Origin of the sequence: Pseudomonas sp. St316, from assembly GCF_018325905.1 — a bacterium.
Lineage (GTDB): Bacteria > Pseudomonadota > Gammaproteobacteria > Pseudomonadales > Pseudomonadaceae > Aquipseudomonas.
Window position 1 is genome coordinate 5,471,392 of sequence record NZ_AP021901.1, and the last position, 12,781, is coordinate 5,484,172.

The window sequence follows — 12,781 nt, forward strand, 5'->3', positions numbered from 1 at the left end:
CTCCTGTGAAAAAACGTCCGCTTGTTGCTGTTATTGGGATTTGACCAGCCGCTGGTAGCGCACGGCCTCCGAGAACACATCGGAATTGGCTGGGTCGTCGAGGTAACTGAAGACCTGGTTCATGTCGCTGTCCACCAGCACGCCGTCGCCTTCTTCGCTAGGGTTCGGCTGGCCGCTGAGACGCTTCTGGCCGATGGCCTGGTTGATCTGGTCCAGGTCCAGGTTGTAGACCACCAGCTCTTGCTTGTCGGTCAACTCGAAACCGGCGATCAAATAGTGGCCGCCAAACCGGGCCGGCACCTTGGCCGACGCGTACCAGCGGCTGCCATGACGGGAAACGGTCAGCGCGATGGCTTCGCGCTCATGGGGTCTGGCCCTGAAGTAGCTGATGGCCTGGTAGCGGTGCTTGCCGACCTTCGTCAGCTCCAGGTTCAACGGTTCGCCCCAGGCATTGGTGCTGGTCCAGTGACCGAGCAGGCCCTCGGGCGCGGCTTCACTGTCAGGCAACGGCGCCTTGAACGACACCAGGCAGCCACTGAGCAGCAGCAACGACACGGCCAGTACAACGGCACGCCAGGCTTTCATTTGAACTCCCTATGGGACGGCGCCTTGTCCTTACATGTGGGAGCAGGTTGTGTGGGAGCAACGCTTGCTCCCACACAACCTGCTCCCACAAGGGGTTACACCGACGCCAGTACCAGGTGCATGTAGCGGGTCAGGATGCCGAGCATATCTTCATCGGCTACCGGCTCGGCGCCATTGAGCAAGCCCTGATATTCCATCCGTCCGATAATCGCCGTCAACACTTTGGCATCCTGTTGCGGCTCACGGGAGCCCAATACCTGGAAAAACTGACACGTGCCGTGCAGCAAAATCTGCTGGTGGGAACGTACCAACACCGCCAGGCGCGGGTTGAGCAGCGCTTCCTGGCGAAAGGCCTGTTCGGCCATCAGGTACTCACGGCGACTGTCCAATTGGTGTTGCACGTAATCGGCGGTCATCCGCGCAATGTCGTCCGCCAGTTGCGAGCGCGATTGGGCGCTGCCGTCACCGTAAGCGACCATTTCCCGCAGCAGGCCTTCGTTGCTGGCCCACAGCTTGGCCATGAACGCCGCGCTGCGTTCCACATACTGGGCGAAGGTATCGGTGAGCAAGTCATCGATGTCCTTGAAATAATACGTGGTGGCAGACAGCGGCACTCCGGCTTCGGCGGCCACGGCGCGGTGACGCACGGCCCGCACGCCATCACGCACCACAATGCGCATGGCCGCGTCGAGAATCTCCTGGCGACGCTGCTCACTGCCCTGTCGGCTGGCCTTGCGGCCCTGGTACTGAACACTTTCAGCGACAGCCGTGGCGACGCCCGCTGCACCTTCTGAAGCCATTGCACGATTCACGACAGGTCTTTCCTCGTTTTTTCAAAAGTAACCAATTGATACGTTTGTACCAGACAGGCAATAAAAAGCCGCCCTTCCAGGCGGCTTTTTAGTTGAAACACTTACGCTTGTGGCCGCATGTGCGGGAAGAGAATCACGTCCCGGATCGACGGCGAGTTGGTCAACAACATCACCAGGCGATCAATGCCGATGCCTTCGCCAGCGGTCGGCGGCATGCCGTACTCCAGGGCGCGCACGAAGTCGGCATCGTAGTGCATGGCTTCATCGTCGCCGGCGTCCTTGTCAGCCACCTGGGCCATGAAACGCTCGGCCTGGTCTTCTGCATCGTTGAGCTCGGAATAGGCGTTGGCGATTTCACGGCCGCCGATGAACAGCTCGAAACGGTCGGTCACGCTTGGGTTCTCGTCGTTACGACGGGCCAGCGGCGACACTTCGAACGGGTACTGGGTGATGAAGTGCGGCTGCTCCAGCTTGTGCTCGACCAGCTCTTCGAAAATCATCACCTGCAGCTTGCCCAGGCCTTCGAAGCCGAGCACCTTGGCGCCGGCCTTCTTGGCGATGGCGCGGGCCTTGTCGATGTCGTTCAAGTCATCGGCAGTCAGTTCAGGGTTGTACTTGAGGATCGAGTCGAACACCGACAGGCGCACGAACGGCTCACCGAAGTGGAACACCTTGTCGCCGTAAGGCACGTCGGTAGTCCCGAGAACAAGCTGCGCCAGCTCGCGGAACAGTTCCTCGGTCAGGTCCATGTTGTCTTCGTAGTCGGCATAGGCCTGGTAGAACTCGAGCATGGTGAACTCGGGGTTGTGCCGGGTCGAAACGCCTTCGTTACGGAAGTTGCGGTTGATCTCGAACACTTTTTCAAACCCACCCACAACAAGCCGCTTGAGGTACAGCTCCGGCGCGATGCGCAGGAACATTTCCATGTCCAGGGCGTTGTGGTGGGTTTCGAACGGCTTGGCCGCCGCACCGCCGGGGATGGTCTGCAGCATCGGCGTCTCGACTTCCAGGAAGTCACGCTTCATCAGGAAGCTGCGGATGTGGGCGATGACTTGCGAGCGCACGCGGAACGTCTGGCGCACGTCTTCGTTGACGATCAGGTCAACGTAGCGCTGGCGATAGCGCTGCTCGGTGTCGGTCAGGCCGTGGTGCTTGTCCGGCAGCGGGCGCAGGGACTTGGTCAGCAGGCGCACGCTGGTCATCTCGACGTACAGGTCGCCCTTGCCGGAACGGGCCAGGGTGCCTTCGGCGGCAATGATGTCACCCAGGTCCCAGGTCTTGACAGCGGCCAGGGTTTCTTCCGACAGGGTCTTGCGGTTGACGTAGACCTGGATACGCCCGGTCATGTCCTGGATCACCATGAACGAACCACGGTTGAGCATGATACGACCGGCCACCTTGACGGGAATCGCAGCCTCGGCCAGCTCTTCCTTGGTCTTGTTCGCATACTGCTTCTGCAGGACGTCGCAGTACGCGTCGCGGCGGAAGTCGTTGGGGAAGGCCTGGCCCTTGGCGCGCTCGGCAGCCAGCTTTTCCTTGCGCAGGGCGATCAGGGAGTTTTCTTCCTGTTGCAGGGCTTGCGGGTCGAGTTCTAGGTCGCTCATGTCTTTAAGGATTCCATCACAGGTTCGTTGCCCCCGGCCCCGGGCCGGAGTTTGCCGGCGAGCAGCGCTCTGGTGAAAGCGTGCTCGCCTGCCGCATGGGTGTCGCGTTACAGGCCTTGCTTGAGGCTCGCTTCCAGGTATTCGTCGATGTCGCCATCGAGCACCTTGTCGCAGTCGCTGCGTTCGATGTTGGTGCGCAGGTCCTTGATCCGCGAGGCGTCGAGCACGTACGAACGGATCTGGTGACCCCAGCCGATGTCCGACTTGGTGTCTTCCAAGGCCTGGGACGCCGCGTTGCGCTTCTGCACTTCCTGCTCGTACAGGCGAGCCCGGAGCATCTTCATCGCGGTGTCTTTGTTGGCGTGCTGGGAGCGCTCGTTCTGGCAGCTGACCACGGTGTTGGTCGGTACGTGGGTAATCCGTACGGCCGAATCAGTGGTGTTAACGTGCTGGCCACCGGCCCCGGAGGAACGGTAGGTGTCGATGCGCAGGTCCGACGGGTTGATGTCGATTTCGATGTTGTCATCGATTTCCGGCGACACGAACACCGCTGAGAACGAGGTATGACGACGGTTGCCGGAATCGAACGGGCTCTTGCGCACCAGACGGTGCACGCCGATCTCGGTACGCAGCCAGCCAAAGGCGTATTCGCCCTTGATGTGCACGGTGGCGCCCTTGATCCCGGCGACTTCACCGGCCGACAGTTCCATGATGGTGGCGTCGAAACCGCGTTTGTCAGCCCAGCGCAAGTACATGCGCAGCAGGATGTTGGCCCAGTCCTGGGCCTCGGTGCCGCCGGAACCGGCCTGGATGTCCAGGTAGGCGTTGTTCATGTCCATCTCGCCGCTGAACATGCGACGGAATTCGAGTTTGGCCAAGGCCTCCTCGAGACGTGTCAGCTCGGCGACGACATCGCCGACCGCGCCTTCATCGTTTTCTTCGACGGCCATGTCCAGCAGGTCGCGGCAGTCGGCCAGGCCACTGGACATTTCGTCCAGGGTCTCGACGATCTGCGCCAGCGCAGAACGCTCGCGGCCCAGCTCCTGGGCGTACGAAGGGTTGTTCCAGACATTCGGATCTTCAAGCTCGCGATTGACTTCGGTCAGGCGCTCATGCTTTTGATCGTAGTCAAAGATACCCCCGAATAGTTTCGGAGCGCTCGGACAGGTCCTTGATGGTGTTAAGGATCGGGTTGATTTCCATGGCGGGCAGCACTCGTTGGCGAACTTTTGAAAGCCGGCGAGTATAACGTAATCAAGCGCCAGCGGCAGCCCGCCTGGCGGCTTTAGGGGTAATGAGCTTCAGGTAATCTGCACAGCCCTGTGGCGAGGGGATTTATTCAATCCCCACCCGATTACGCCCATTGTGCTTGGCCATGTACAACCCCTTGTCCGCCGCCGAGATCAATTGCCGGCTATCACTCCCCTGCTGGGGGGTGAAGGTCGAGACGCCAATGCTGATGGTCAGGTGTTCGCCGCCGTCGGGCGTGGCGTGGGGGATTTTCAGGGCGACGACGCTCTGGCGCAGTTTCTCCGCCATCAGCCGGGCGCCGCCAGGCGAGGTGCCGGGCAGTACCAGGGCGAACTCCTCGCCGCCGTAGCGGGCCGGCAAGTCGGAAGAGCGGCTGCATGCCTCGCGGATCGCCGTGGCGACCTTGCGCAGGGCTTCGTCGCCCTCCAGGTGACCGAAGTTGTCGTTGTAGGACTTGAAGTAGTCCACGTCGATCATCAGCAACGACAGTTGGCTCTGGTCGCGCATCGCCCGGCGCCATTCCAGTTCCAGGTACTCGTCGAAGTGCCGGCGATTGGACAGCCCGGTCAGGCCGTCGGAGTTCATCAAGCGTTGCAGCACCAGGTTCGTGTCGAGCAGTTGCTGCTGGCTGATCCGCAGTGCCCGATAGGCCGCGTCGCGCTGCAACAGCATCATGTAGGAGCGCGAGTGATAGCGGATGCGTGCAACCAGTTCGATGTTGTCCGGCAACTTGACCAGGTAGTCGTTGGCTCCGGCGGCGAACGCCGCGCTCTTGATCAGCGGGTCCTCCTTGGTGGACAGGACGATGATCGGGATATCGCAGGTGGCCGGATGATTGCGGTACTCGCGCACCAGGCTCAAACCGTCGAGGCCGGGCATTACCAGGTCCTGGAGAATCACCGTCGGCTTGATGCGAACCGCGTGGGCGATGGCCTGGTGCGGGTCGGCGCAGAAGTGAAAATCGATGTTTTCTTCATTCGACAGCCCGCGCCGTACCGCTTCACCGATCATTGCCTGATCGTCGACGAGCAAGACCATGGCGGCGTTTTCATCGCGCTTGAATTCGTCGAGCTGCAGATCATTCATGGTCGCTTACCTGGGTACGTCCTGGGGCAAAGCTGGCGGGGAGCTTCATGGGGTAAAAATCTCCAACAACCGTGGCGCGATAGCATCCAGGGCAAGAATATGGGCGGCGGCGTCGATGGCGGCCGCCGCCTTGGGCATCCCGTACACCGCACTGCTGCGCTGGTCCTGGGCGATGGTCACGTAGCCCTGCTGGCGCATGAGTTTAAGCCCTTGCGCACCATCACGGCCCATGCCAGTGAGCAATACGCCCACCGCGTCGCCACTCCAGTACTGGGCGACACTTTCAAAAAACACGTCGATGGAGGGCCGGTAGATCTCGTTCACCGGTTCGGCGGTGTAGGCCAGGGTGCCGCCCTTCAACAAACGCAGATGATGATTGGTCCCGGCCAGCAACACCGTGCCGCGCTGTGGTGTCTCGCCGTGCCGGGCCAGGCGCACCGTGTGGCCCGAGACACTGCCCAGCCACTCGGCCATGCCTGCGGCGAACACCTCGTCCACGTGCTGGACCAGCACGATGGCCGGGGCAAAGTCACGCGGCAGCGCCTTGAGCAGCAACTCCAGCGCCGCCGGCCCGCCCGCCGACGACCCGATGGCCACCAGGCTCTTGCGCGATACCGCCGCGCGCTGCGCCGCCGGTGCCGGTCGTTCCAGCTTGTTGCGCTCACCGATCAGCCAGCCGATGTTGGTGATCTTGCGCAGCAGCGGCGCCGCCGCGTCTGCCGGGTTACCGACGCCCAGGGCCGGGGTATCGACCACATCCAACGCGCCATGGCCCATGGCCTCGAATACCCGGTGGACGTTCTGCTGGCTGTCACCGGTAACAATCACGATAGCGCATGGGCTGTCGGCCATGATCCGCCGGGTGGCCTCCACGCCATCCATGATCGGCATGAGCAAGTCCATCAGGATCAGGTCCGGGGTGTACTCGGCACAGCGCTGCACCGCTTCGGCCCCATTGGCGGCCACCCAGACCAGTTGATGCGCCGGATCGAATGCCAGGGCGCGGCGCAGGGCTTCGACTGCCAGGGGCATGTCATTGACGATGGCGATCTTCAAGCGCGTGCCCCTCCGATCAATTCCACCACCGCATCAAGCAGAGCGTCGTCATGGAAGCTCGCCTTGGCCAGATAATAGTCGGCGCCGGCGTCGAGGCCACGGCGACGATCTTCTTCACGATCCTTGTAGGACACCACCATCACCGGCAGCGATTGCAAACGGTTGTCACGCCGCAACAGCGACACCAGTTCAATGCCGTCCATGCGTGGCATGTCGATGTCGGTGATCAGCAGGTCGAAATCCTCAGCGCGCAAGGCGTTCCAGCCGTCCATGCCATCCACCGCCACTGTCACGTCGTAGCCGCGATTGAGCAACAACTTGCGTTGCAGCTCGCGCACGGTGAGGGAATCGTCCACCACCAGGATCCGCTTGCGCGGGGCCTGGGCCTGGTTCTGCCGGGCGATGCGCTCCAGGCGTCCGGTATCGAGCAACTTGTCCACCGAACGCAGCAGGTCTTCGACATCGACAATCAACACCACCGAGCCATCGTCGAGCAAGGCCCCGGCGGAAATGTCCTGGACCTTGCCCAGGCGTTCGTCCAGGGGCAGAACCACCAGCGTCCGCTCGCCAATGAAGCGCTCCACCGCCACCCCGTAGATCGTCTCGCGCTCGCGGATCACCACGACCTTGAGGGTCTGGCTGCTGCCTTGCGTCGCCGGGCGATTGAGCAATTGGCGGGCGGCCACCAACCCGATATGCCGGCCTTCGTGCCAGAAATGCTGGCGGCCTTCGACCTGGACGATGTCCTCCGGCGCCAGGTCGCACATGCGTTCGATGTGGGCCAGGGGAAAGGCGTACGCTTCATCGCCGACTTCCACCACCAGGCTGCGCACCACCGACAGCGTCAGCGGCACCTCAAGATGGAAACGACTGCCCTCACCCGCCGTCTGCTCCAGCACCACCGCACCGCGCAGTTGCCGGACCATGTGCTGGACCGCGTCCAGGCCGACGCCACGTCCGGACACTTCGGTGACCTTGTCGCGCAGGCTGAAACCGGGCAGGAACAGGAAAGTCAGCAGCTCCTCTTCGCTCAGGCTGGCGGCGGTTTGCTCAGGGGAAAGGCCGCGCTCGACAATGCTGCGGCGCACCCGTTCCAGGTCGACCCCGGCGCCATCGTCCGCCAGCTCCAGCACCAACAGGCCAGCCTGATGGGAAGCCCGCAGGCGGATCAGGCCTTCGGCGGGCTTACCGGCCAGTATTCGTTGCTCCGGGGGTTCGATGCCATGGTCCACGGCGTTGCGCAACAGGTGGGTCAGCGGCGCTTCAAGCTTTTCCAGCACATCGCGGTCGACCTGGGTCTTCTCGCCTTCAATCTCCAGGCGCACCTGCTTGCCCAGGCTGCGGCCCAGGTCACGGACCATGCGTACCTGGCCCGAAAGCACATCGGCGAACGGGCGCATGCGACAGGCCAGCGCCGTGTCGTACAGCACCTGCGCCCGTTGACTGGCCTGCCAGGCGAACTCATCCAGCTCGGCGGTTTTCTGCGCCAGCAATTGCTGGGTTTCGGCGAGCAAGCGGCGAGCATCACCAAGGGCTTCCTGGGCTTGCAGGCTCAGGGCGTGGTCCTTGAGGTGCACGTTCAGTTCTTCAAGGGCGCGCAGGCCGCTGCTTTGCTGGCGCTTGAGCCGTTGCAACGTCGCCAGCCAAGGCTTGAGGCGCTGGGTCTCCACCAAGGATTTGCTCGACAGATCGAGCAAGCTGTTGAGGCGTTCGGCCGTGACCCGCAAGACCCTCTCGCCGCCTTCGGTGACCCGTTTGCGCTTGGCGGCCGACTCCGTTGTCGCGGGCGGCTCCACTTCCGGCAGCTCGACGCGAAGCGGCTCGACCGGTGTTTCGACGCGGGGTGACGCCACGGCCGAAGCCGGTGGCGCATTGGGATCAAGCAGCCGCCCCATCAACGCCACATAGGCGTCGATGTCCGGGGCACCGACGTTGTTGTCCGGGGTAGCGACGCGCGTCAGCAGGTCAGTACCTTGCAACAAGGCATCGATGTGCTCAGCGCCCAGCACCAGGCGCCGCTCCTGGGCGCTGACCAGGCAATCTTCCATCACATGGGCGACGCTAACCCCGGCGTCCACCCCGACAATGCGCGCCGCGCCCTTGAGGGAATGCGCCGCGCGCATGCACGACTCCAGGTAATCGGCCTGGGTCGGATCGCGCTCCAGGGCCAGCAGACCAGCGCTCAGCACCTGGACCTGGGCTTCGGCTTCCAGGCTGAACAGCTCCAGCAACGAGGCGTCGCGCATCTGATCAGGGGTCATGACAGGCTCCGAGCCACGGCGCACAGCAGTTGCTCTTCATCCAGCCAGCGCAGACTGCGGCCCTTATAGGGCAGCACGCCACGGGTGTATTTGCCCGTCGATTGCGAAGCGCTCGCCAGGATGCGTTCATCGATGGCGTGGATGCCGTCCACCTCATCCACCGGCACCACTACCGGCCCGCCCTTGGCCGCGACAATCAACATGCGCGGCATGACCCGCGCGCCGGCAATCACCGCCGCGCCGGGCTCCAGGTCCAACAGGTCCACCAGCGACAGGCAGGCCACCAGCGCCCCGCGTACATTCGCCACACCCAACAAGGCCCGCGAGCGCTGGTGGGGCAAGGAATGGATCGGCTGCAACGGCGCCACTTCCACCAGGCTGCGCGTCGTCAGGCCCAGCCATTCCTCGCCGAGACGGAACATCAGCAGCGAGCGCGTGACCACATCGGTGTCCGCGGGGGCAAGGGACAGATCCCGCTGATCCTGCGGCAAGGCGTAACGGTCGAGCAGCCGGGTAGCCGCCGCCGAATACACCGAGCAATTGCGGCAGTGGATATGCTCGACCAACAGCGGACAGGATTTGTCGCCATGCACGCCGATGCGATTCCAGCAGTCGTCGATAGCCTGGGCATCGTCATGGGTGACGGTGTAAGAAGCCGAACCGCTCATCGTTTGTGCTCACTGTCTGCCGCGCGCCCGCTACGGGCGGCGCGTTCCTGCAATCGACGGGCTCCGGCCGCGTCCCCCTGGGAAGCCAGCAGCGCCGCCAAATGCACCAGGGCCTCGGCGTGTTGCGGTTCAAGATAAAGCGCCTTGCGATAAAAACCCTGGGCTTCAAGGGCGCTGCCAGCCATGTCGCTGAGCAGGCCCAACCAATAGAACACCTGGGCGTTTGGCGCGTGGCTGCGCAAGTAGGCCTCGCAAGCCACCCGGGCCTCGGCGCTTTTGCCGCCGTTGGCCAGGGCGGCGATATTCGCCAATAAGGTGGTGGCGTCGCTGCTTTTGGGCTCGGCAATCGGCATCACGTTCGCCGCAAATGGTCGCGGCCGACTCACTGGCGCAACGACGCGGGGCGCAGACTGACGAACCGGCAGCGGGGTCGGCATCACGGTCGGCAACGGTTGCGGCTCGGCCGCCCCGTGGCGACTGAAGGCGAACGACTGGGCGATTCCGATCGAGCGCATGCCCAGTCGGCCCAGCAAGCTGCCTTCGGCAGGGCCGATAAACAGCACGCCGTCCTGATGGGTCAGGCGCTTGAGCACCTCGAACACCTGTTGTTGGGTCGGCTGGTCGAAATAGATCAACAGGTTGCGACAGAACACAAAATCGTAAGGGGCCTCGTTCACCAGCAGGGCCGGATCCAGCAGGTTGCCCACTTGCAAACGCACCTGTTCGCGCACCCGTTCGCTGAGGCGATAGCAGTCGTCTTCAACGTCGAAATACCGCTCGCGAAAACCCAGCTCCGCGCCACGGAAGGAGTTCCTGCCGTAACACGCTTCCTTGGCTCGCTCCACCGACAGCGGGCTGACATCAAGGCCGTCCACCTTGAACTGATGTGGCCCCAGGCCTGCGTCGAGCAAGGCCATGGCAATCGAATAAGGTTCTTCCCCGGTGGAACACGGCAGGCTGAGGATGCGCAGCGCGCGCAGGTGCTTGATCTCGGCCAGGCGCTTGACGGCCAGCCTGGCGAGGGTGGCGAAGGATTCGGGGTAGCGCAAGAACCAGGTCTCCGGGACGATCACCGCTTCGATCAGCGCCTGCTGCTCCTGGGTCGAATGCTGCAGGGCCTGCCAATACTCATCGGCGGTTCGCCCGGGCACGGCAATGATGCGCTGGCGCAAGGCCCGCTCAATGATCGCGGTGCCGACGGAGGTCACATCGAGGCCGATGCGCTCCTTGAGAAAATCGAAAAAACGCTGGTCGTTGTTCATGGCCGTGCCTCGAGGTCATTGAGGTTCAACGGCGGCACAGGAAACAGCAGCGCCCGAACGGATTCGTCGAGCAGATCATTGACCCGCACCCATTGCAGCAAACCCTGGGCATCTTCGCGTACCGGGCCGAGGTAAGGCGCCTGACGATTGTCCAGGCCATAGGGTTTGAAATCGGTCGGGTCGCAGCGCACGGTGTCGGTTGCCTGTTCCAGGATCAAGCCCAGCACCTGTCCCGCATGTTGCGCGGCGCCCTGATAGCGCACCAGCACCAGGCGTGTACTGGTCCGGGCTTCGGCGCTCTGGCCAAAGGTCAGGGCGCACAGGTCGATCACCGGCACCACCGTGCCACGCCAGGCAAACACCCCCGCCACCCAGGACGGCGCCCGGGCGATCGGCTTGAGGGGCAGGCGCGGCAGCACTTCCACCACATCGATGGCCTGCAAGGCGTAACGTTCGTTGCCGATGCAGAACACCAGGAACAACGACTGGCGGGCCGTCGGAGCGGCGCCACGCCGGGTCTCGAGTTCGCTCATCAGACTTTGAAACGCGAAACGCCGCTGCGCAGTCCCACGGCGACCTGGCTCAATTCGTCGATGGCGGAACTGGCCTGGCGCAGGGACTCCACAGTCTGGCTGCTGGCATCGCCCAGTTGCACCAGCGCGTGGTTGATCTGCTCGGCACCGGTGGCCTGGGCCTGCATGCCTTCGTTGACCATCAACACCCGCGGCGCCAGGGCCTGGACCTGATGGATGATCTGCGACAGTTGCTCACCCACCTGTTGCACTTCGGCCATGCCTCGGCGCACTTCTTCGGAAAACTTGTCCATGCCCATCACGCCGGCCGATACCGCGGACTGGATCTCGCGCACCATCTGCTCGATGTCGTAGGTCGCCACGGCGGTCTGGTCGGCCAAGCGTCGGACTTCAGTGGCAACCACGGCGAAACCGCGACCGTACTCACCGGCCTTCTCGGCCTCGATGGCCGCGTTGAGGGACAACAGGTTGGTCTGGTCGGCCACTTTGACGATGGTCACCACCACCTGGTTGATGTTGCCGGCCTTCTCGTTGAGGATCGCCAGCTTGGCGTTCACCAGGTCGGCGGCGCCCATCACCGAATGCATGGTTTCTTCCATGCGCGCCAAGCCTTGCTGGCCGGAACCGGCGGCCACCGAGGCCTGGTCGGCGGCAGTGGACACTTCGGTCATGGTGCGCACCAGGTCTCGGGAGGTGGCGGCGATTTCCCGGGACGTCGCGCCAATCTCGGTGGTGGTGGCGGCGGTTTCGGTGGCCGTGGCCTGTTGCTGACGCGAGGTGGCGGCGATCTCGGTGACCGAGGTGGTGACCTGCACCGAAGAGCGCTGGGCCTGGGACACCAGAGAGGTCAGCTCGGCCATCATGTCGTTGAAGCCGGTTTCCACGGCACCGAATTCGTCCTTGCGCGCCAGGTTCAGGCGCCCGCTCAGGTCACCGCTGCGCATGATCTCGAGGATTTCGACGATACGGTTCATCGGCGCCATGATCGCCCGCATCAGCAGCAGGCCACAGAGTACGGCGACGATCAGCGCGACCAGTAACGAAAGACCCATGGCGACCTTGGCCGCCGTTACCGAATCGTCGATGGTCTGGGTGGCGTTTTCCGCCAGCTCACGATTGCGCTCGATGATGTGATTCAAGTGCCCGCGGCCGCCGATCCATGCTGGCGTCAGCTCTTTGTCCAAAGCCTGCCGCGCACCTTCGTAATCCTTGCGCTGGTACAAGTCCAGGACCTTTGCCATGGCCAGGTTGAACGCCTGGTGATTGACCTCGAACTCGTCGAAAGAGGCCTGGTCGGCCGGGTTCTGGATCAGCTTTTGATAGTTCTGCATCTCTTCGCGCAGGTGCTGCTCGAAGCCCTGGTAGCGAGCCTTGTCTGCGGCGGTGATTTCCCGGCTGCCCGAAAGGCCGACGATTTGTTGGGTCAGGACGTAGCTGTCGACCCAGCCGCCGCGAATCATGGAGCTGTAATACACCCCAGGCACCGCATCGACCCGGACGTTTTCTTCACTGTCCTGGATCTTCAACAACCGTGAATACGAGACAACCACCATCAGCAGCATAATGGCGATGATCACCGCAAAACTCGCCAGGATGCGTTGGCGCAATGTCCAATTCTTCACAGTAAAACCTCGGGCACTTGAAAATGCTGGGGAGTATAGCC

11 protein-coding genes are annotated in these 12,781 nt (G+C 63.0%); all 11 read right to left on the reverse strand.

The window, feature by feature from the left end; genetic code table 11:
* Positions 1 to 30: 30 nt before the first annotated feature.
* The 11 genes from KI237_RS24475 to KI237_RS24525 all read right to left on the reverse strand — a co-directional run bounded on the left by KI237_RS24475 (position 31) and on the right by KI237_RS24525 (position 12,740).
* Positions 31 to 585, reverse strand: a complete 555-nt coding sequence (locus tag KI237_RS24475) for a hypothetical protein (RefSeq protein ID WP_212797411.1) — start codon at positions 583 to 585, stop codon at positions 31 to 33.
* A gap of 95 nt (positions 586 to 680) precedes the next feature.
* Complete coding sequence (locus tag KI237_RS24480; RefSeq protein WP_058545985.1) at positions 681 to 1,397, reverse strand: TetR/AcrR family transcriptional regulator; 717 nt, start codon at positions 1,395 to 1,397, stop codon at positions 681 to 683.
* A 101-nt stretch (positions 1,398 to 1,498) separates the two neighbouring features.
* Positions 1,499 to 3,001 (reverse strand): lysine--tRNA ligase, encoded by a 1,503-nt coding sequence (gene lysS, locus KI237_RS24485; protein WP_212797412.1) that lies wholly within the window; start codon positions 2,999 to 3,001, stop codon positions 1,499 to 1,501.
* Between the two features lie 107 nt (positions 3,002 to 3,108).
* Positions 3,109 to 4,204 (reverse strand): peptide chain release factor 2 gene (prfB, locus tag KI237_RS24490; RefSeq protein WP_212797413.1). Its coding sequence is split into 2 segments (ribosomal slippage): positions 3,109 to 4,131 and positions 4,133 to 4,204, totalling 1,095 coding nucleotides; the frame shifts between segments, so codons are not numbered across the junction.
* Positions 4,205 to 4,336: 132 nt separating this feature from the next.
* On the reverse strand, positions 4,337 to 5,338 hold the full coding sequence (locus KI237_RS24495) for a diguanylate cyclase domain-containing protein (RefSeq protein ID WP_212797414.1): 1,002 nt from the start codon (positions 5,336 to 5,338) through the stop codon (positions 4,337 to 4,339).
* 45 nt (positions 5,339 to 5,383) lie between these two features.
* Entirely contained in the window at positions 5,384 to 6,394 is a 1,011-nt protein-coding gene (locus KI237_RS24500) for a chemotaxis response regulator protein-glutamate methylesterase (protein WP_212797415.1), read from the reverse strand.
* Positions 6,391 to 8,655 carry a hybrid sensor histidine kinase/response regulator gene (locus tag KI237_RS24505; protein ID WP_212797416.1) on the reverse strand — a complete coding sequence of 755 codons (2,265 nt, stop codon included), beginning with the start codon at positions 8,653 to 8,655 and terminating at the stop codon, positions 6,391 to 6,393. The genes KI237_RS24500 and KI237_RS24505 overlap by 4 nt, the downstream gene beginning before the upstream one ends.
* Positions 8,652 to 9,323 carry a chemotaxis protein CheW gene (locus tag KI237_RS24510; RefSeq protein ID WP_212797417.1) on the reverse strand — a complete coding sequence of 224 codons (672 nt, stop codon included), beginning with the start codon at positions 9,321 to 9,323 and terminating at the stop codon, positions 8,652 to 8,654. The genes KI237_RS24505 and KI237_RS24510 overlap by 4 nt, the downstream gene beginning before the upstream one ends.
* On the reverse strand, positions 9,320 to 10,585 hold the full coding sequence (locus KI237_RS24515) for a CheR family methyltransferase (protein WP_212797418.1): 1,266 nt from the start codon (positions 10,583 to 10,585) through the stop codon (positions 9,320 to 9,322). Before KI237_RS24515 ends, KI237_RS24510 begins: the two co-directional genes overlap by 4 nt.
* Positions 10,582 to 11,118 (reverse strand): chemotaxis protein CheW, encoded by a 537-nt coding sequence (locus KI237_RS24520; protein ID WP_212797419.1) that lies wholly within the window; start codon positions 11,116 to 11,118, stop codon positions 10,582 to 10,584. Before KI237_RS24520 ends, KI237_RS24515 begins: the two co-directional genes overlap by 4 nt.
* On the reverse strand, positions 11,118 to 12,740 hold the full coding sequence (locus tag KI237_RS24525) for a methyl-accepting chemotaxis protein (protein ID WP_212797420.1): 1,623 nt from the start codon (positions 12,738 to 12,740) through the stop codon (positions 11,118 to 11,120). The genes KI237_RS24520 and KI237_RS24525 overlap by 1 nt, the downstream gene beginning before the upstream one ends.
* Between the last annotated feature and the right edge of the window lie 41 nt (positions 12,741 to 12,781).

Coding starts and splice junctions, on each gene's coding strand:
- KI237_RS24505 (WP_212797416.1), bottom strand. CDS start 8,655: ATGACCCCTGATCAGATGCGCGACGCCTCGTTGCTGGAGCTGTTCAGC.
- KI237_RS24510 (WP_212797417.1), bottom strand. CDS start 9,323: ATGAGCGGTTCGGCTTCTTACACCGTCACCCATGACGATGCCCAGGCT.
- lysS (WP_212797412.1), bottom strand. CDS start 3,001: ATGAGCGACCTAGAACTCGACCCGCAAGCCCTGCAACAGGAAGAAAAC.
- KI237_RS24495 (WP_212797414.1), bottom strand. CDS start 5,338: ATGAATGATCTGCAGCTCGACGAATTCAAGCGCGATGAAAACGCCGCC.
- KI237_RS24520 (WP_212797419.1), bottom strand. CDS start 11,118: ATGAGCGAACTCGAGACCCGGCGTGGCGCCGCTCCGACGGCCCGCCAG.
- KI237_RS24475 (WP_212797411.1), bottom strand. CDS start 585: ATGAAAGCCTGGCGTGCCGTTGTACTGGCCGTGTCGTTGCTGCTGCTC.
- KI237_RS24515 (WP_212797418.1), bottom strand. CDS start 10,585: ATGAACAACGACCAGCGTTTTTTCGATTTTCTCAAGGAGCGCATCGGC.